Here is an 18,322-nt window from a genome sequence, read left to right on the forward strand (position 1 = left end):
ATTCACCTGTAAATAAGATCAGATCGTCTTGCCTCTATTGAAGCGCGAAAAACCATCGGGGTCAGCTTTTTAGGAATAATTTTTTTATCTTCAGGGGTTTACAAGATATCGAAGCGACCGTATAGTTCGCGCCCACAGCGTCACACAGACGTTGTAACACGAAACAGATGAACACTCATCGGTTTCAGTGCCCAGGTGGCGGAATTGGTAGACGCGCTGGTTTCAGGTATCAGTGGTGGCAACACCGTGGAAGTTCGAGTCTTCTCCTGGGCACCAAATTCAACGAAACGATTTTATCGGTTCGTCGTTTAAACGGACGCAAAACTCCGGTCATTTTTTGACAAAGCTTGCATGCCCAGGTGGCGGAATTGGTAGACGCGCTGGTTTCAGGTATCAGTGGTGGCAACACCGTGGAAGTTCGAGTCTTCTCCTGGGCACCAATTCATAAAAAACCGAGCTTAGGCTCGGTTTTTTATTGCCCGCGATTTATCCCCCCCTTCACAACGCGGAAGCCCACTTAAACGCGGGCAATAAAAAAGGCCGCCGTTTGGCGACCTTCTTTATTACATCCGCAATCAGGCGAACGGGTGACGCAGAACGATTGTCTCGTTGCGGTCCGGGCCAGTGGAAACGATATCAATCGGCGCACCAACCAACTCTTCCACACGCTTGATGTAAGCCAGGGCGTTTGCCGGCAGCTCATCCAAACTCTTGACACCTACAGTAGACTCAGCCCAGCCCGGCATTTCCTCGTAGACCGGCTGCAGACCGATATAGCTATCCGCATCTGTTGGAGCATCTTTCAACAGGTTGCCGTCAGCATCTTTATAGCCAGTACAGATGTGCAGAGTTTCCAAACCATCCAGCACGTCCAGCTTGGTCAGGCACAGGCCCGAGATGCTGTTGATTTCGATGGCGCGACGCAGAATCACAGCATCGAACCAGCCGCAACGACGCGCACGACCAGTCGTAGAACCGAACTCATGCCCCTGCTTAGCCAGGTGCGCACCGATGTCATCAAACAGCTCAGTCGGGAACGGGCCAGACCCCACACGCGTGGTGTATGCCTTGGTAATACCCAGGATGTAATCGATGTACATCGGACCAAAACCAGAACCTGTGGCGATACCACCAGCTGTAGTGTTGGAGCTAGTTACGAACGGGTAAGTACCGTGGTCGATATCCAGCAGAGAACCCTGAGCACCTTCGAACATGATGTCTTTGCCATCACGACGCATGTCATGCAGCACAGCCGTAACATCACCCATCATCGGGCGCAGCTGCTCAGCGTACTCCATGCACTCATCCAGGGTTTTCTGGAAGTCGATTGCATGCTCTTTGTAGTAATTCACCAGCACGAAGTTGTGGTAGTCCAGCAGCTCGCCGAGCTTGGAAGCAAAACGCTCACGGTGGAACAAATCACCTACGCGCAGACCACGACGAGCAACCTTGTCTTCATATGCCGGGCCAATACCACGACCTGTGGTACCGATTTTGGCATCACCACGGGCCTTTTCACGGGCCTGATCCAGCGCCACGTGGAAAGACAGAATCAGCGGGCAAGAAGGACTGATGCGCAGACGCTCACGCACCGGCACACCCTTCTCTTCCAGCTTAGCGATTTCACGCATCAGCGCGTCCGGGGCCACAACCACGCCGTTACCAATCAGGCACTGCACGTTTTCACGCAGGATACCGGAGGGAATCAGGTGCAGAACGGTTTTTTCGCCGTCAATTACCAGCGTGTGTCCCGCATTGTGGCCGCCCTGATAGCGCACAACAGCAGCAGCCTGTTCAGTCAGCAGGTCGACGATTTTGCCCTTACCCTCGTCGCCCCACTGAGTACCCAGAACCACGACATTCTTGCCCATTACACTAACCCTCTTCACAAACTTGATGCCGGCTACAGCCGACGGAAACTTTCGCCACGCGGCTCAGGCCGACAACTCAGCCAACTGCCAGCGACCATCACGCAATAACAACTGACGATCACAACCAGCAGCCTTCGCATCCGCTACATCCTGCCCCGGCAATGCCTGGACGACACGCAGCCCCTCAAGACGCAAACGCTGAATCGCCTGCCACAAAAACACATCATGATTATCCGGTGCCCACACACCCGCCGGCTCTTCGTCCAGCGACATTTGACCGAGACTTACGAGCGTCTTGAGGTCAGTGGAGAATCCTGTGGCCGGACGCGCGCGGCCGAAATCAGCCCCGATATCGTCATAGCGACCACCCTGGGCAATGGCATAACCCACTCCCGGAACAAACGCAGCAAACACCACACCTGTGTGGTAGTGGTAGCCCCGCAGCTCGCCCAGATCAAAATACAACGGCAACTCCGGATAGCGCAGGCTAAGTGCATCAGCAATCGCCATCAGCTCATCCAGAGCCTGGTGAACATCGTCCGGCGCCTCGACCAGACAAGCCTGAGCCAGATCCAGCACTTCACGACCGCCACACAGGTCGCTCAGGGCGCGAATCATCTTGCCCAAATCGTCCGGGAGCGCGGCGGTTAGCTCAACAATTTCGTCAATCGCTTTGCGCTGCAGAGCATCGAACAGCTGCTGCTCAACCTCGCGGGATAGCTTCGCTGCACGGGCAAGGCCACGGTAGATACCGACATGCCCGACATCCATATGCACATCAGGCACTGCTGCCAGCTCCAAGGTGCTGACAAGCAGGCTAATTACTTCCACGTCACTGGCCGGACTGGCATCGCCGTACAACTCTGCACCCAACTGAATCGGGCTGCGAGAAGTCGTAAGCGGGCGCGGTTTGGCATGCACGACACTGCCGGCATAGCACAGACGGCTCGGTCCTTCACGACGCAAGGTATGGGCATCAATACGCGCAACCTGCGGCGTAATATCTGCACGGAAGCCCATTTGTCTGCCAGACAGTGGATCTGTCACTTTCAACGTGCGCAAATCCAAATCTTGGCCCGCGCCGGTCAGCAGCGACTCCAGATACTCGATATGCGGAGTGACTACAAACTCATAACCCCAGCACTGGAACAAATCCAGCACCTGACGTCGAGCCACTTCAATACGCCCCGCGTACGGAGGCAGTACTTCTTCGATGCCATCTGGCAGCAGCCAGCGGTCTACCGTTGCCATTTCGCCATTCCCCTCTTCAACCGGGCGGCACAAGCCTTCAGTGAAGCCAATATAGGAGAGCCGTGCCCAGCAACATGCTGGCCAGCCCCATGATACGCAGCTGCCGGTCAGACAGCTGAATCAGCTGCGACAGCGTTGAACGCCAGCCCCTTGGGCTCAGGAAGGGCAGGATGCCTTCCAGCACAAGCACAAGACACAGCGCTATGCCTATTTCCTGCCACATGCTTCCCTCAGACGCAAAAAAGCCGGGATTTTCCCGGCTGCCGCATGATAACACGTTTTCTACAAGGATCACCCCGGCGGCGAACCGCCGGGGATAATCTTGTTACGGATTGGCCTTTTTCAGATAGCGGAAGAAATCGCTTTTCGGATCAAGTACCAATACATCTTGCTTGTTCGCAAAGCTTTCACGGTAAGCCTTCAGGCTACGGTAGAAAGAATAGAACTCGCGATCCATGCCATAGGCTTTGGCATAAATAGCAGCCGCCTGAGCATCACCCTCACCGCGCAGCTCTTCAGCTTTACGGTAGGCTTCAGCCAGCAAAACCCGACGTTGACGATCCGCATCAGCGCGAATCCCTTCAGCCAGCTCCTTACCTTTGGCACGGTGCTCGCGGGCTTCACGCTCACGCTCGGAACTCATGCGATCGAACACGCTGCGGTTAACTTCTTTAGGCAGATCGATTGCCTTAACCCGCACATCCACCACCTCAATGCCCAGCTCGCGGTGAGCAGCACGGTTCAGCGATGCGGTTACATCAGCCATCAACGCATCACGCTCGCCGGATACCGACTCATGCAGCGTGCGCTTACCAAACTGATCACGCAGCGACGCTTCCAGACGACGAGCCAGTCGCTCATCGGCAATCTGCTTCACACCCGACGTTGCGGTGTAATAACGCTCAGCATCCAGCACTCGCCATTTGGCAAAGGCATCAACCATCAGCGCTTTCTTTTCCAGGGTCAGGAAGCGCGAGCTGGTGGAGTCCAGCGTCAACAGACGGCCGTCAAACTTGCGGACCTGGTTGACGTAAGGAATCTTCACGTGCCAGCCCGGTTTAACGTCCGGCTGGACGATCCGACCAAACTGCAACAGAACGGCGCGTTCGGTTTGCGACACGATATAGAAGCTGTTCCAGGCAACAATCGCCAGTACAACAGCAACAATCAGGGCAACCAGAGATTTATTGCTCATCAACGGCTCTCCCTTGTACGCAGATCAACCTGGCGCGGATCGATGGTCACGCGTGACGGCAACTGCTCAGTTGCACCACTTGCAGCAGGCGCCACATTGGCCGAGGAACCACCACGGGCATCAACCATTTTGTCCAACGGCAGATACAGCAGATTGTTCTGACCGTTTTCACCGGTCACCAACACTTTGCTGGTATTACTCATCAACTCTTGCATGGTATCCAGATACAGACGCTCACGAGTCACCTCTGGCGCTTTGCGGTATTCCGCAACCAGTGCGGTGAAACGATCCGCCTCACCCTGAGCCTTCGAAACCACCTCATCGCGGTAACCGCTGGCATCCTCGATCAAGCGCTGGGCCTGACCACGGGCCTCAGGCACCACGCCATTAGCATAGGTTTCGGCCTGATTCTTCTCACGCTGCTCGTCTTCACGGGCACGAATCACGTCATCAAAGGCCTCTTGAACCTCACGCGGCGCAGCAGCACTTTGGAGGTTCACCTGAGTGACGGAGATACCTGTCTTATAGGTATCCATAAAGCGCTGCAGGCGCTCCTTCACCTCAACGGCCATCTGCTCACGACCTTCGGTCAGCACCTGATCCATTTCGGTGGAGCCAACAACGTGGCGCACGGCACTGTCGGTCGCATGCTGCAAGCTGACTTCAGGCTGATCCACGTTCAGCACGAAATCCCGAAGATTGCTGATCTTGTACTGCACGGTCAGCGGCACTTCGATGATGTTCTCGTCTTCGGTCAACATCTGCCCCTGTTTGCTGTAAGCACGCTCACGGGTGACGTTTTCCTGAAACTTGCGATCAAAAGGCGGGAAATAAATATTCAGACCCGGCCCTACCGTGTCGTGATATTCGCCCAATCGCAGAATGACGGCCTGCTCCTGCTCATCCACAACGTAGATAGCGCTGTAGAGCCACATTGCCAGCAGGATACCCAGCCCGACAAAAACCATCCCCAAGCCACCGCCCTTACCAGAGCTGGCCTCGCCCCCACGTTTTTTTCCACCGCCGAACATACCGTTCAGGTTGTCCTGCAGTTTGCGGAAGGCCTCATCAATATCCGGCGGTCCCTTGCGGTCACCGTTATTTTTGCGGCCACCCCATGGGTCCTGGTTATTCGAATTGCCACCCGGCTCATTCCAAGCCATAGCGCTCTCCATCTAATAAAGCAAAGACGCGCCGTCGGCGCGCCCACCAATGCTACAGAATGCATGCAACCAGCGCTAAAGTCGCTGGCATAGGCTTTATTGCAAAGTGTGTTGCTCGATAAATTCTAGCGGATCAAGCCCTGCACGACTGACTAAGCGATTTAACTCGACCTTCGGCAAACGAACATCTAATAAACTGCTTCCGTCTTCTGCATGCGCCTCTCGCTGCACAGCCCCTAACGAAAAGAACTGTGCCCGCAAACGTCCCATACGCTGCGGAAGTTGCAATGTACCGATAAAAAGGTCATCCCCCAACAGTTCAGCGATTGCCTGACGCAATAGAGGCAAGCCACGGCCATCACGGGCAGACAGCCAGACACGCTGCGGTTTGCCATTGGCATCACGCTGAATTTGCGGCTCAACACCCTCCAGCAGGTCCAATTTGTTATAGACCTCAAGGATCGGCAGTTCGTGAGCACCAATCTCACCCAGCACCGCCAAAACCTGCTCGATCTGCTGATCACGCTCAGGCTCGTGAGCATCAATCACATGCAACAACAGGTCTGCGTTGCTTGATTCCTCAAGCGTCGCCCGGAAAGCCTCAACCAATTTGTGCGGCAAATGGCGGATGAAGCCTACCGTATCAGCCAACACTACAGGGCCAAGATCATCCAACTCAAGTCGACGCAGTGTTGGGTCCAGCGTCGCAAAAAGCTGGTCCGCCGCGTAAACCTCTGAGGTCGTCATGGCATTGAACAAGGTCGACTTACCGGCGTTGGTATAGCCAACAAGAGAAACAGAGGGGATATCAGCCCGCTGACGACCACGACGGGCCTGCTCGCGCTGGCTACGAACCTTTTCAAGCTTTTGCTTGATCTGGCGCATACGCACACGCAATAGACGACGGTCGGTCTCAAGCTGAGTTTCACCCGGGCCACGCAGACCGATCCCCCCCTTCTGCCGTTCAAGGTGGGTCCAGCCACGGACAAGGCGCGTACTCATATGGTCAAGCTGAGCCAGCTCAACCTGCAGCTTACCTTCGTGGGTGCGGGCACGCTGGGCGAAAATATCGAGAATCAGACCGGTGCGATCCAAGACCCGACATTCAAATGCGCGCTCAAGGTTTCGTTCCTGACTTGGTGTCAGGACATGGTTGAAGATGACCAGGTCAGCCTCAGTGGCTTTGACCTGATCGCGCAACTCCTCAACCTTGCCCGACCCAATCAGGTACTTGGCTGCCAGCTTATTACTGGGAATGCTGAAAAACGCTACGGCTTCAGCACCTGCTGACAGCGCCAACTCCCGGAACTCCTGGGGGTCCTCGCTCGCCTCGGAATTTTGGCCATCCAGATGCACCAGAATGGCCCGATCTCCACCTTCATGGCGTTCGAAGAACAATGCAGCCCCCTAAAAGTCAGGCGTTACCAGCGTCAGCATCAGACTGATCAGTTTCACCAGCGCTAGGCAGGCGCACTGGACGGCTTGGTACAACTGTAGAAATGGCGTGTTTGTAGACCATCTGGCTGACAGTGTTTTTCAGCAAAATCACGAACTGGTCGAAAGATTCAATCTGGCCCTGAAGCTTGATGCCGTTAACCAGATAGATAGAAACCGGTACGCGTTCCTTACGCAAGGTATTCAGGTAAGGGTCTTGTAGCGAATGCCCTTTTGACATGTGCCGCACTCCTTTAAGGATCAATTTTCAATAATTTATATAAACCAACAACGGCATAAAGCTGTCTAGTACGGTACCTGACAGCAATCGGCAGGGTCTCAGTTCAATATGGAGACGCTTGCCAAGTATTTCAAGGCTCGCGACAGATTGTCGCAATTACTGCTGTCGAGCCAATGTACATCCCGCCAACCGCGCAACCAGGTGAACTGGCGCTTAGCCAACTGTCGCGTAGCAATAATGCCACGCTCACACATTTGAGCTTCACTCAACTCACCATCCAAGTACTCCCATACTTGGCGGTAACCTACTGCTCTTATAGACGGCAAGCCTGTATGCAAGTCACCTCTTTGCCGCAATTTTTCGACCTCAGCAACAAGCCCCTGTTCCAGCATCAAGCGAAATCGCAGTGCAATTCGCTCGTGAAGCAGCTGTCGTTGAGCCGGCGCAATGGCCAATTGAGCAACAGTATAGGGGAATTGCGCATTAACCGACGAATCCAGTGCAGTATTTTCCTTTACCTGACGTAACCGATGCTCAGTCATCGTCTGACCACTTACATGATAGACCTCCAGCGCACGAATCAAGCGCTGAGGGTCGTTTGGGTGGATTCGAGCAGCCGACTCAGGATCAACCAAGCGCAACTCTGCATGTAAAGCCTCAAGCCCTTCAGCCTGAGCACGCCCCTCAAGCCTAGCGCGCACTTCGGCATCGGCGCTAGGCATGTCGGCCAATCCCTCTAGCAGCGCCTTGAAGTACAGCATAGTTCCACCCACCAGTAGCGGAATACGCCCACGGGCCGTGCTTTCAGCCATCGCTGCCAGCGCATCACTCCGAAACTCAGCCGCAGAATAACTTTGCGCTGGATCACGGATATCAATCAGACGATGGGGAAACTCAGCCAGCGTAGCCCTATCAGGCTTGGCTGTACCGATGTCCATCCCACGGTAAATAAGTGCCGAGTCCACACTGATCAGGTCGCAAGGGAGCACCCGCGCCAGCTCAATGGCTAGATCGGTCTTTCCAGCAGCCGTAGGCCCCATCAGGAAAATTGCAGGAGGTAACCCCAGAGCCATACTGAAATCTCTACAAATAACGGTGTCGCGACTCAACGGCCACGCATGAACAGCTTATCCAGATCATCCATGCCCAATTGCGTCCAAGTAGGACGGCCATGGTTGCACTGACCACTGCGCTCGGTGCTTTCCATATCGCGTAGCAACGCGTTCATCTCAGGCAGGGTCAGTCGCCGATTGGCGCGCACTGCGCCATGGCAGGCCATGGTCGCCAGCAGCTCGTTCAGATGAGCCTGAATCCGATCGGTGGTGCCATACTCTAGAAGATCACCCAAAACGTCCTGCACTAAGCGGGTTGCTTCAGCCTGTTTGAGCAAAGCGGGTATCTGCCGGATAGCCAAGGTTTCCGGCCCCAGACGCTGAAGTTCAAAGCCCAGTTTCTGGAACCACTCCGCATGCTCCTCTGCACAGTCGGCTTCACGCTGACTGACCGCTATCGATTCCGGCACCAGCAATGGCTGACCACGCAAGCCTTCGCTGGCCATAGCCACTTTCAGGCGCTCATAGGTGATACGTTCATGCGCGGCATGCATATCAACCAGCACCATACCCTGAACATTCTCAGCAAGAATGTAGACCCCCTTGAGCTGCGCAATGGCATAGCCCAGAGGCGGAATGTCACCCTGAGCTTCAGGCAAAGGCGAAGCAGCCGAAACAGCCTTAGGCGCTGACGAGTTCAGCGGCGCAAAGAACTCACGGTAGGCACCCTTACTTTCTTCTGCCGGCAGCACCGGCGCAGGTCGCGGCGCTTGATAGCCCGCCCCAGCCGAGCGCCAAGCAGGAGGTGTCGCAGACGGGGTAGCCTCCAACAAACTGGCGGCCAGGCCGATCTCCCCCTGTGGACCGAACTCCCCAGCAGCAGCTCCCGTAACCTTAACCACCTCATGCACAGCAGCTGGTGGCGCCAATTGATCCTCAGGACGCACCTCCCCCAAGGCACGATGCAATGTGCCGTAGAGGAAGTCATGAACCATACGACTATCACGGAAGCGCACTTCATGCTTGGTCGGGTGGACGTTCACATCCACAACACCCGGATCAATCTCCAGGAACAGCACAAATGTCGGATGACGTCCGTTGAACAACACATCCCGGTACGCTTGGCGCACCGCATGAGCGACCAACTTGTCGCGCACCATGCGCCCATTGACGTAGAAATACTGCAAATCCGCCTGACTGCGGGAGAAGGTCGGTAAACCAACCCAACCCCAGAGATGCAAACCATTGCGCTCAATATCAATCGGCAACGCCTGCTCAAGGAAAGCCGAGCCACAGACCGCCGCAACACGGCGTGCACGACTGACTTCATCCCGCGCTTCATGCAGGTTCAGAATGGACTTGCCGTTGTGGCGCAGGTTGAACGCCACATCGAACCGCGCCAGCGCCAAACGCTTGATGACCTCTTGCAGGTGATCAAACTCAGTTTTCTCGGTTTTGAGAAACTTGCGGCGCGCTGGTGTATTGAAGAAGAGGTCCCGTACCTCAACCGAAGTACCCACCGGATGAGCCGCTGGCTGCACCCGAGCCTCCATGTCACGCCCCTCAGTTTCTACCTGCCAGGCTTGGTCAGCATCGGCAGTCCGCGAAGTCAGAGTCAGACGGGAAACTGAACTGATTGAAGCCAAGGCCTCACCCCGGAAACCTAGACTCATCACATGCTCAAGGTCTTCCAGGTCACGAATTTTGCTGGTGGCATGGCGGGCCAGTGCCAGTGGCAGGTCATCCGAAGGAATACCGCCACCATCATCACGAACCTTGAGCAGTTTAATGCCACCCTGCTCGACATCCACCTCAATGCGCTTGGCGCCTGAGTCGAGACTGTTCTCAAGAAGCTCCTTGATCACCGAAGCCGGTCGCTCAACCACCTCACCTGCCGCAATCTGGTTAGCCAGACGCGGGCTTAACAACTGAATACGCGATTCTGCACTCATGGCTGGGCCGCCAGAGCGGTCGCGGGAATTTGCAACTTCTGCCCAACTTTAATCACGTCATTTCGCAACGAATTAGCGCTGCGCAGCGTAGCCAAAGGCACCTGATAGCGCTGAGCAATCAACGCCAAGCTCTCACCAGAAGTCACTACATGCTCCCTAGGCCCCATGGCGATCTGACCGCTGTCGCGCAGATAAGCAATGTAAGTACCTGGAGGCGGGTTCTCATGGAAGAACTGTTTAACACCCGAGACAATCGAACGACTGAGTGCTTGCTGGTGGCTCGCAGTAGCAAGCTTCTTGGCCTCATTCGGGTTAGAAATAAACCCAGTTTCAACGAGGATCGAGGGGATATCAGGGGATTTCAGTACCATAAAACCAGCCTGCTCCACACGACGTTTGTGCAGAGAAGTCACTCGCCCCATGTTGCTCAATACTTTGTTACCAACATTGAGGCTGGAAGACATGGACGCCGTCATCGACAGGTCGAGCAGTACCCCAGCCAACATGCGGTCTTTGTCGTCTAGGCTCACGTTCCCGACGCCACCAATCAAGTCAGACTGGTTTTCAGCATCAGCCAGCCAACGGGCGGTTTCGGAGGTAGCACCACGATCGGACAGCGCATACACCGACGCCCCAAAGGCTGATGAACGTGGGGCCGCATCCGCATGGATGGAGACGAACAGATCAGCACCTTTTTTGCGGGCGATCTCAGTCCGTTTGCGCAGCGGGATAAAGTAGTCACCGGTACGCACCAGCTCACCACGGAAACCTCGCTCAGCGTTGATCTGACGTTGCAACTCACGGGCAATCGCCAGTGTGACATGCTTCTCGTATTGGCCTTTTATCGGTGAAAGAGCGCCTGGGTCTTCACCACCGTGCCCCGCGTCGATAGCAATGACGATGTCTCGCTTGCCATTCGGCACCGGTGTCAGCTTTTGTGGTGCCTGGGTTGGTGTGACAGGGACTTGCGGTTTGCTCGCTACGTTGCTGGCCGGGGTAGTCGGTGCAGCGGCATCCTGATCGAACAAGTCGACAACCAAACGATGACCATATTGTTGGTTAGGTGCCAGCGTGAAGCTCTTGGGGGTAACAGGCTTGGCTAAGTCAATCACTACGCGCAAATCATCCGCAGTGCGTTGGGCTGAACGCACACCAGTGATCGGCGTATTCGCCAAAGAGAGCTGATCCAAACGTGTCGCCAACTTGGCGCCATTAACGTCAATAACGATGCGATTAGGTGCAGCAAGTTGAAATACGCTGTGCTGTACAGGGCCGGAGAGGTCGAATACCAGCCGAGTATTGTCGGGTGCACGCCACAAACGAACGCTGCGCACATCCGATGCAGCTACAGCCTCAAACGCAAGGCTGAACAAAGCCACTGCCAGAGCCATGAAACGTGCGCTTTTGCGCATAGCCAACCCCATCATCAATTCGCCCCGCCCGCCAAGGCACTGCACCATGCAATGCCACGCTCGCTGTGGGCGCGCAGGTGCAATCTCCGCCCAGCGCCATGCGGGCTAATGGTAATGTCCACATCTGCCTTTGGCAAAACGCCCTCGCCGCGCTGCGGCCACTCTACAAGACAGAGGTTATCGGCATCGAAATAGTCACGAATGCCCATGAACTCAAGTTCTTCTGGGTCAACCAGACGATACAGGTCAAAGTGATAGGCACACACGGCGCCTATTTCATAAGGCTCAACCAGGGTAAAGGTCGGACTTTTGACTGCCCCCTGATGCCCCAGCCCTCGAATGATCCCGCGTGACAACGTGGTCTTGCCCGCACCCAAATCGCCGTGCAGATAAATCACACCAACGCCACCCGTCACTTCGGCAATTTTTGCCCCAAGCGCCAGCATCGCAGGCTCGTCAGCTGCAAACAGCTCTATTTCAGACACGCAGAATGCTCCTGCATTAATTCTCTTATCACCGCACACAAATCACTGGCCGCCAGGCCTCTGCCTTTGGCAGATAAACGCTCACCAGCGCAAGCATGCAGATAAACCGCCAAACAGGCCGCCTCCACCGCCGACAGTCCCTGCGCCAGCAGACTGCCGATCAACCCTGCCAGTACATCACCCAACCCGGCGCCCGCCATTACGGGATGACCACGCTCACACAACCACAGTTCACCGTCCGGGGTGGCTATGAAGCTGCCAGCCCCCTTTAGGACACATACCTGACCATAGCGCATGGCCAACGCTCTGGCGGCCCTCGGGCGATCAGACTGCACCTCAGCACTGCTAATACCCAACAAACGTGCTGCTTCACCAGGATGGGGCGTTAGTACCGCCCGCCCTGGCAACCTGACAACACCCTGCGCTAACAGGTTCAATGCATCAGCATCCCACACCTGCGTAGCTGGACTCACTGAAGCCGCCGACAGCAGGCTCCGCGCCCAGGCGCCCTGCCCCATACCCGGTCCAACCACCCACACGCTGGCGGCCGCCCCCAGTGCAAGCAATTGGTTAGCCGACTCAATGGCGCACGCCATGACCTCAGGCATGCGGCTCTGCGATGCCAGTACATGCTCACCACGCGTTGCCAAACTCACCAGCCCAGCGCCAGAGCGCAATGCACTTTGCGACGCCAAGAGCCCGGCACCGGCGTAGCCACGGTCACCAGCCACAACCAGCACGTGACCCAGCTGGCCTTTGTGGGTGGTGGCTTTACGGACTGGCATCTGCGGTAATCGCTGCTCTGTTAGACGCAGAGCGCTATAGGGCTGGCTTGCCACAATGGACGGATCTGCCCCTAGGTCGGCAAACTGCAATTGCCCGACATACTCGGCCGCTTGGCCGGTAAAAAGACCCAGTTTCAGGCCGATCAAGGTCACGGTCAACTGCGCCTGAACAGCAACACCCAGCACACTACCTGTATCGGCACACAGCCCGGATGGAATATCCACCGCCACAACGGGCAGGCCCGCCTCATTTACCTGTGCGATAGCCTGTTCATAGGGCGCGCGCACAGGCCCATTCAGGCCCGTACCCAGCAGCCCATCGACTACCACACCCCGGAGTTCGGCATCAGCATGCCAAGGCGTCACGCTTACACCCGCGGCAATGGCGTCATCCCGTGCCAGAGCAGCATCACCCTGCAACTGTGCGGGTTCAGCGACTGCCAGCACACGCACCGACCAACCTGAGTCCAATGCCAGCCTGGCGACCAGATAGCCATCACCCGCGTTATTACCTCGCCCAGCCAACACCGTCAGCTCAGCGACACGCGGCCAGCGCTGCTGGATGGCATCCCAGATCACGCTGGCTGCCCGCTTCATCAATTCAAAACCTGGGGTCCCGGCCGCGATCAGCCGTGCGTCCAGCTCGCGGACTTGAGCAGCGCTATAAAGAGGCAAAGGAAGATTGTCTGGAGAATGCGGCATGCGTTGGCTCCGTTGTCTGGCAGAATTATACCCACCTCAGCCGCGCTTACCCGAATTGTATGAACACTCCTGTGCTAAACCTTGAAACCCTCGCCCAATCCATCAAGGACTGGGGCCGCGAGTTGGGTTTTCAACAAGTCGGAATCAGCGGCGTTGACCTCGGGGAGCACGAAGCACACCTGCAACGCTGGCTAGACGCGGGCTATCACGGCGAAATGGATTACATGGCTGCGCATGGCAATAAGCGCTCACGCCCTGCCGAGTTAGTGCCAGGAACCCTGCGCGTCGTCTCTCTACGCATGGATTACCTGCCCGGCGACACGCAAATGGCGCAACGCCTGACCGAGCCCGAAAAAGCCTACGTTTCCCGTTATGCCCTCGGTCGTGACTATCACAAGCTGATCCGCAAACGCCTGCAACAACTGGCCGAGCGCATACAGCAAACGATTGGCCCATTCGGCTATCGCGCCTTCGTCGACAGCGCCCCGGTACTGGAAAAGGCCATCGCGCAGCAAGCTGGGCTGGGCTGGATCGGTAAAAATACGTTGGTTATCAACCGCAAAGCGGGCAGCTATTTCTTTCTCGGCGAGTTGTTTGTCGACCTGCCGCTTCCCGTGGATGAAGCCCACAACAGCGAACACTGCGGCCGCTGTAGCGCCTGCATGGATATCTGCCCAACCGAAGCCTTTGTTGGCGCTCAAGTGCTGGATGCCCGCCGCTGCATCTCTTATCTCACCATCGAGCTCAAAGGCCCCATTCCCGTTGATCTGCGCAAACCCATGGGCAACCGAGTGTTTGGTTGCGACGACTGCCAGATTGTCTGCCCATGGAACCGTTTTGCCCGGCCGACCGAGCAACGCGACTTTATGCCCCGCCACAATCTGGACAACGCTGAGCTGGCCGAGCTGTTTTGCTGGACGGAAGATGAATTCCTCAGTCGCACAGAAGGCTCGCCCTTGCGCCGGGCCGGATATGAGCGCTGGCTGCGCAATCTGGCAATCGGGCTGGGCAATGCCCCATCGACGATTCCGGTGATCGAAGCGCTCAAGTCACGCCTCGACTATCCGTCAGAACTCGTGCAAGAGCACGTGCAATGGGCATTGGCACAGCATGGGTTTTGAGCCGCCAATTTCTTTACGTTAACCGCAGAGCTCGAGAATGGATTAGCCGCAGGTGTAATCCGGGGGGAGCTCCCCCAAACAAAAGCCCGCATCAGCGGGCTTTTATTCGTTACATCAAACCTTAAGAAAGTGCTGCCGGTAGTGCTTCAGCTCAGCAATCGACTCACGGATATCGTCTAGCGCCTGATGGGTGCCTTGTTTCTGGAAGGAATCCTTCACCTGCGGCGCCCACATGCCAGCCAGGATCTTCAGGGTTGACACATCCAGGTAGCGGTAATGGAAATAAGACTCCAAGGTCGGCATGTACTTGTAGAGGAAACGGCGGTCCTGACCGATGCTATTGCCGCAGATCGGCGACTTACCCTTCGGCACCCACTTCTCCAGAAACGCGATGGTCATCGCTTCAGCCTCAGCTTGGCTGATCTTGCTCTCACGTACACGCTGAGTCAGGCCGCTGTCACCGTGGGTGCGGGTGTTCCACTCGTCCATGGCCGCCAATTTTTCATCGCTCTGGTGCACGGCAATGACCGGCCCCTCTGCCAGGATATTCAAGTCGCTGTCGGTGACGATGGTGGCCATTTCGATGATGACATCGGTCTCAGGCTCCAGACCGGTCATTTCAAGGTCAATCCAGATCAGGTTGTTTGCATTCTGCATGCTGTGCTCCTCGGCTAAGGCAGACAGTTTAGCGAATTAATCAACGCTGCATCTGCCAGATCAGCAAACGCGAGCCGCGTAAGTCACCTACTTCAATCACCTGACCAGCAGGTTGCCCAGCCACTTCAAAACTATTGCTGATCAGTAAGCTGCCGGTGCGCATCTGCTCCTGCGCTTTATTCCAGATCGGTGCCATCGGCGCCGGGGACAAAAAGCAATACACCACGTCGAATGAGGACAAATCGGTACGCCAGAGGTTTTGGAAACGAATCTGGCAGTTCGGCTGACGACAAGCACGCAGCCAGGCCAGGGCGAACGACAGTGGCGCCGTTTCCACCCCCACAAACTGAGCATGAGGAAAGGCTTTTGCCAACGCCAACAGCGCGCCCCCTGGCCCGCAGCCCAAATCAATAAAGCGAAAACCTGCAGGTTGTTGCTGCAACAAGCGAATCAGTGCCTGACGGGTCGACGCACCGCTGAGGTACAACGGCACTCGCTCGACGACGCTATTCCAATTAAGCAGCAATAGCAGTGCAAACCCGGCCAGAAATAGCCACGAGGGCAGCTCAGCGCCCCGGCTGAGCAATAACGCCGGCACAAACAGCAGATTAATTGCCAACCACCAGCGCGACAGCCCCAAGTAGCGTCCCAGAATGGCAGCAACAAGCCCCTGCAATAGGCCTGCAGCCATAATGGGCGGACGCCAGGACGAGAGCTGGGCTGCGAGATACACCAAAACGCCAACAAACACACAGGCCAGGCATTGAGCGAACAAAGCCCGTACCGCCGGATACTGCATCAACCGCTTTAACATCTGAGCGCCCCAGCGCACGGCCAATAATCCGCCCAGTTTAGCTGCAACCACAGCGCAACAGGCAGCCCGTGCTAGACTCGCGTCTGTTTATTGCGCATACAACCTTTCGGAAAATCCATGGCCAAACGCCAACTCAACCGCCGGCAAAACTGGCGTATCGAAAAAGTTCAGAGCGAGCGCGCCGCCCGCGCGGCCAAGCGCGAGTCGCAAGCGCTGCAAATTCTTGAGGGGGGCGATCTAGGCCCGGAGCAGTTCGGCTTAGTCATCGCCCACTTTGGCGTGCAGGTCGAAGTAGAGGCGCTGGACGGCGACTTAGCTGGCCAGGTCTTCCGTTGCCACCTAAGGGCCAACCTGCCCAGCCTTGTCACCGGTGACAAGGTTGTCTGGCGTGCCGGCAATCAAGGCATTGGCGTTATCGTGGCGCAACTGCCACGCAACAGCGAGCTGTGCCGCCCCGACATCCGCGGCCAACTAAAACCGGTTGCGGCCAACGTCGACCTGCTGGTGATCGTCTTCGCGCCGCTGCCCGAGCCCCACGCCAACCTAATCGACCGCTACTTGGTGGCAGCTGAGCATGCTGGTATTCGCCCGTTACTGCTGCTGAATAAGGCTGATCTGGTCGATGAGCAGAACGGCCCCGCCCTGCATGAAATGCTTGGTGTCTACCGCCAGTTGGGATATCCGCTGCTGGAAGTGTCCGCCCATCAAGGTGATGGCATGGAACAGCTTAAGAAACAGTTGGATGGCCATGTCAGCGTGTTTGTCGGGCAGTCCGGTGTCGGCAAGTCCTCCCTCGTTAACAGCCTGCTGCCGGGCGTGGATACGCGAGTCGGGGCGCTCTCAGAGTTGACTGGTAAGGGGACCCACACCACCACAACAGCGCGTTTATTCCACTTTCCGGGCGGCGGCGAGTTGATCGACTCCCCCGGCATTCGCGAGTTTGGCTTGGTTCATGTCAGCAGGGATGATGTCGAGGCAGGCTTTATCGAATTTAGCGAACTGATCGGACGTTGCCGCTTCCGTGACTGCAAACATGATCGTGAGCCGGGCTGCGCCTTGCTTAAGGCCCTGGAGGAAGGTCGCGTGCATCCGCAGCGTATTGCCAGCTACCGGCACATCGTCGCCAGCCTGCCAGAACCGGAATACCGATAGACAAAGGCCGCGATAATCGCGGCCTTTTGCTAAACGCTGAGCGTCAGTCGAATTTCAACACGCCCTCTTCAAAGATGTTCAACTTCTCTTTGAGCTGTTCCTTGGGCAATGGCTGGTCAGAACCTGGCGCTGTAGCCGGAGCCGCTTGCTCAGTTGCGGCCTCTTCAGAACGACTGCTCTCACCATCAATGGCGCGCTCAGCCTTTTTGGTCAAAACGACGATATCAATGCGCCGGTTGATCGGGTTAAGTGGTTTTTTGCGGTCAAACAGTGCCGACGAGCCATACCCCACTACGCGAGCCACCTGAGCATCATCATATCCGCCGGCAACCAACACCCGTCGCGCGGCGTTAGCCCGGTCTGCTGACAAGTCCCAGTTACCATAACCGCCACGCCCTGAATACGGTTGCGCATCAGTATGGCCACTGATGCTGATCTTGTTTGGTACAGCAGAAATCGTGTCCGTCATCGCCAATAGGATGTCTTCAAAATACGGCTGTAATTGCGCACTGCCAGAGGCAAACATCGGCCTGTTGTCGGCATCCATAATTTGAATACGCAAACCGTCCTGGGTGATTTCAAAAAGAATCTGATCTTTGAAATTCTGCACCTGAGGGTTTTCGTCGACTTTGGTTTGCAGCTCTTGAAGCAGCAACTCCAGACGCTCGCGCTCAACTTCCTCGGCAATCGACTCAGCTTGCAGCTTGTCGATGTCCCCGGGATTGCTCTCTGAAGCATCCGTTGGCTTGATCTCTTCATTCAACGTGCGATCAGGCGACGGCACAGGCGTGCCGCCCAAGTCGATGACATGGGGACTGGCGCTCTCAGAAAACCCGATCGGGTCCTGAAAGTAACCGGAAATCAACTTCTTCTGCTCAGGGGTTGCCGACGACATCAGCCACATAACCAGAAAGAACGCCATCATAGCCGTGGCAAAGTCGGCGAAGGCAATCTTCCAGGCACCACCATGGTGGCCGCCAGCAGATTTCTTGACCCGTTTGACGATTATCGGCTGATTATTTTCCATGCTCAGCC

17 protein-coding genes and 2 tRNA genes are annotated in these 18,322 nt (G+C 56.3%); 4 read left to right on the forward strand and 15 right to left on the reverse strand.

Features of this window, described 5'->3' with window-relative positions:
* Window positions 1–189 precede the first annotated feature (189 nt).
* Window positions 190–276 (forward strand) — tRNA-Leu (locus tag WG219_18110).
* A gap of 77 nt (window positions 277–353) precedes the next feature.
* A tRNA-Leu gene (locus WG219_18115) sits at window positions 354–440 on the forward strand.
* Window positions 441–575: 135 nt separating this feature from the next.
* Here the strand turns inward: WG219_18115 and WG219_18120 are convergent.
* The 12 genes from WG219_18120 to WG219_18175 form a co-directional block, all read right to left on the reverse strand.
* Window positions 576–1,871: an adenylosuccinate synthase gene (locus WG219_18120; protein WXL25197.1), complete on the reverse strand. Its 1,296-nt coding sequence runs from the start codon at window positions 1,869–1,871 to the stop codon at window positions 576–578.
* A 63-nt stretch (window positions 1,872–1,934) separates the two neighbouring features.
* Entirely contained in the window at window positions 1,935–3,122 is a 1,188-nt protein-coding gene (locus WG219_18125; protein ID WXL25198.1) for an ATP phosphoribosyltransferase regulatory subunit, read from the reverse strand.
* Window positions 3,123–3,159: 37 nt separating this feature from the next.
* Window positions 3,160–3,345 carry a DUF2065 domain-containing protein gene (locus WG219_18130; protein ID WXL25199.1) on the reverse strand — a complete coding sequence of 62 codons (186 nt, stop codon included), beginning with the start codon at window positions 3,343–3,345 and terminating at the stop codon, window positions 3,160–3,162.
* A gap of 102 nt (window positions 3,346–3,447) precedes the next feature.
* A complete protein-coding gene (gene hflC, locus WG219_18135) occupies window positions 3,448–4,317 on the reverse strand; it encodes a protease modulator HflC (GenBank protein ID WXL25200.1) in 870 nt (289 codons plus the stop codon).
* Entirely contained in the window at window positions 4,317–5,480 is a 1,164-nt protein-coding gene (gene hflK / locus WG219_18140; GenBank protein ID WXL25201.1) for an FtsH protease activity modulator HflK, read from the reverse strand. Before hflK ends, hflC begins: the two co-directional genes overlap by 1 nt.
* A 96-nt stretch (window positions 5,481–5,576) precedes the next feature.
* Entirely contained in the window at window positions 5,577–6,878 is a 1,302-nt protein-coding gene (gene hflX, locus WG219_18145; GenBank protein WXL25202.1) for a ribosome rescue GTPase HflX, read from the reverse strand.
* Window positions 6,879–6,894: 16 nt separating this feature from the next.
* Entirely contained in the window at window positions 6,895–7,155 is a 261-nt protein-coding gene (hfq, locus tag WG219_18150; GenBank protein ID WXL25203.1) for an RNA chaperone Hfq, read from the reverse strand.
* 98 nt (window positions 7,156–7,253) lie between these two features.
* The gene (miaA, locus tag WG219_18155; GenBank protein WXL25204.1) at window positions 7,254–8,228 is read right to left on the reverse strand and encodes a tRNA (adenosine(37)-N6)-dimethylallyltransferase MiaA; all 975 of its coding nucleotides are present in this window, start codon (window positions 8,226–8,228) and stop codon (window positions 7,254–7,256) included.
* 32 nt (window positions 8,229–8,260) lie between these two features.
* Window positions 8,261–10,159: a DNA mismatch repair endonuclease MutL gene (mutL, locus tag WG219_18160; GenBank protein ID WXL25205.1), complete on the reverse strand. Its 1,899-nt coding sequence runs from the start codon at window positions 10,157–10,159 to the stop codon at window positions 8,261–8,263.
* Complete coding sequence (locus WG219_18165; GenBank protein WXL28038.1) at window positions 10,156–11,550, reverse strand: N-acetylmuramoyl-L-alanine amidase; 1,395 nt, start codon at window positions 11,548–11,550, stop codon at window positions 10,156–10,158. Before WG219_18165 ends, mutL begins: the two co-directional genes overlap by 4 nt.
* A 35-nt stretch (window positions 11,551–11,585) precedes the next feature.
* On the reverse strand, window positions 11,586–12,056 hold the full coding sequence (gene tsaE, locus WG219_18170) for a tRNA (adenosine(37)-N6)-threonylcarbamoyltransferase complex ATPase subunit type 1 TsaE (GenBank protein WXL25206.1): 471 nt from the start codon (window positions 12,054–12,056) through the stop codon (window positions 11,586–11,588).
* Complete coding sequence (locus WG219_18175; protein ID WXL25207.1) at window positions 12,044–13,543, reverse strand: NAD(P)H-hydrate dehydratase; 1,500 nt, start codon at window positions 13,541–13,543, stop codon at window positions 12,044–12,046. The genes tsaE and WG219_18175 overlap by 13 nt, the downstream gene beginning before the upstream one ends.
* 59 nt (window positions 13,544–13,602) lie before the next feature.
* Here WG219_18175 and queG point away from each other — a divergent pair, with 59 nt between their 5' ends.
* Window positions 13,603–14,664 carry a tRNA epoxyqueuosine(34) reductase QueG gene (queG, locus tag WG219_18180; GenBank protein WXL25208.1) on the forward strand — a complete coding sequence of 354 codons (1,062 nt, stop codon included), beginning with the start codon at window positions 13,603–13,605 and terminating at the stop codon, window positions 14,662–14,664.
* Between the two features lie 114 nt (window positions 14,665–14,778).
* Here the strand turns inward: queG and orn are convergent, their stop codons facing one another.
* Both orn and WG219_18190 read right to left on the reverse strand, forming a co-directional pair.
* Window positions 14,779–15,321 carry an oligoribonuclease gene (orn, locus tag WG219_18185; GenBank protein WXL25209.1) on the reverse strand — a complete coding sequence of 181 codons (543 nt, stop codon included), beginning with the start codon at window positions 15,319–15,321 and terminating at the stop codon, window positions 14,779–14,781.
* Window positions 15,322–15,361: 40 nt separating this feature from the next.
* Window positions 15,362–16,135, reverse strand: coding sequence for a class I SAM-dependent methyltransferase (locus WG219_18190; GenBank protein ID WXL25210.1), 774 nt, complete (start codon window positions 16,133–16,135; stop codon window positions 15,362–15,364).
* Window positions 16,136–16,252: 117 nt separating this feature from the next.
* Between WG219_18190 and rsgA the strand changes: the two genes are divergently transcribed.
* Window positions 16,253–17,287 (forward strand): small ribosomal subunit biogenesis GTPase RsgA, encoded by a 1,035-nt coding sequence (rsgA, locus tag WG219_18195; protein WXL25211.1) that lies wholly within the window; start codon window positions 16,253–16,255, stop codon window positions 17,285–17,287.
* A 43-nt stretch (window positions 17,288–17,330) separates the two neighbouring features.
* Here rsgA and motB read toward each other — a convergent pair whose 3' ends face one another.
* Window positions 17,331–18,314, reverse strand: a complete 984-nt coding sequence (gene motB, locus WG219_18200) for a flagellar motor protein MotB (GenBank protein WXL25212.1) — start codon at window positions 18,312–18,314, stop codon at window positions 17,331–17,333.
* Window positions 18,315–18,322: the final 8 nt, after the last annotated feature.

It is taken from the genome of Pseudomonas mendocina (genome assembly GCA_037482215.1).
Classification (GTDB): domain Bacteria; phylum Pseudomonadota; class Gammaproteobacteria; order Pseudomonadales; family Pseudomonadaceae; genus Aquipseudomonas; species Aquipseudomonas mendocina_E.

Excerpts from the sequence above, each read along its gene's own strand:
- WG219_18130 (WXL25199.1), bottom strand. The coding sequence starts at position 3,345 with ATGTGGCAGGAAATAGGCATAGCGCTGTGTCTTGTGCTTGTGCTGGAA.
- miaA (WXL25204.1), bottom strand. The coding sequence starts at position 8,228 with ATGGCTCTGGGGTTACCTCCTGCAATTTTCCTGATGGGGCCTACGGCT.
- queG (WXL25208.1), top strand. The coding sequence starts at position 13,603 with ATGAACACTCCTGTGCTAAACCTTGAAACCCTCGCCCAATCCATCAAG.
- WG219_18125 (WXL25198.1), bottom strand. The coding sequence starts at position 3,122 with ATGGCAACGGTAGACCGCTGGCTGCTGCCAGATGGCATCGAAGAAGTA.
- hflC (WXL25200.1), bottom strand. The coding sequence starts at position 4,317 with ATGAGCAATAAATCTCTGGTTGCCCTGATTGTTGCTGTTGTACTGGCG.
- mutL (WXL25205.1), bottom strand. The coding sequence starts at position 10,159 with ATGAGTGCAGAATCGCGTATTCAGTTGTTAAGCCCGCGTCTGGCTAAC.
- orn (WXL25209.1), bottom strand. The coding sequence starts at position 15,321 with ATGCAGAATGCAAACAACCTGATCTGGATTGACCTTGAAATGACCGGT.
- motB (WXL25212.1), bottom strand. The coding sequence starts at position 18,314 with ATGGAAAATAATCAGCCGATAATCGTCAAACGGGTCAAGAAATCTGCT.
- WG219_18165 (WXL28038.1), bottom strand. The coding sequence starts at position 11,550 with ATGGCTCTGGCAGTGGCTTTGTTCAGCCTTGCGTTTGAGGCTGTAGCT.
- hflK (WXL25201.1), bottom strand. The coding sequence starts at position 5,480 with ATGGCTTGGAATGAGCCGGGTGGCAATTCGAATAACCAGGACCCATGG.
- hfq (WXL25203.1), bottom strand. The coding sequence starts at position 7,155 with ATGTCAAAAGGGCATTCGCTACAAGACCCTTACCTGAATACCTTGCGT.
- rsgA (WXL25211.1), top strand. The coding sequence starts at position 16,253 with ATGGCCAAACGCCAACTCAACCGCCGGCAAAACTGGCGTATCGAAAAA.
- WG219_18190 (WXL25210.1), bottom strand. The coding sequence starts at position 16,135 with ATGTTAAAGCGGTTGATGCAGTATCCGGCGGTACGGGCTTTGTTCGCT.
- WG219_18120 (WXL25197.1), bottom strand. The coding sequence starts at position 1,871 with ATGGGCAAGAATGTCGTGGTTCTGGGTACTCAGTGGGGCGACGAGGGT.
- WG219_18175 (WXL25207.1), bottom strand. The coding sequence starts at position 13,543 with ATGCCGCATTCTCCAGACAATCTTCCTTTGCCTCTTTATAGCGCTGCT.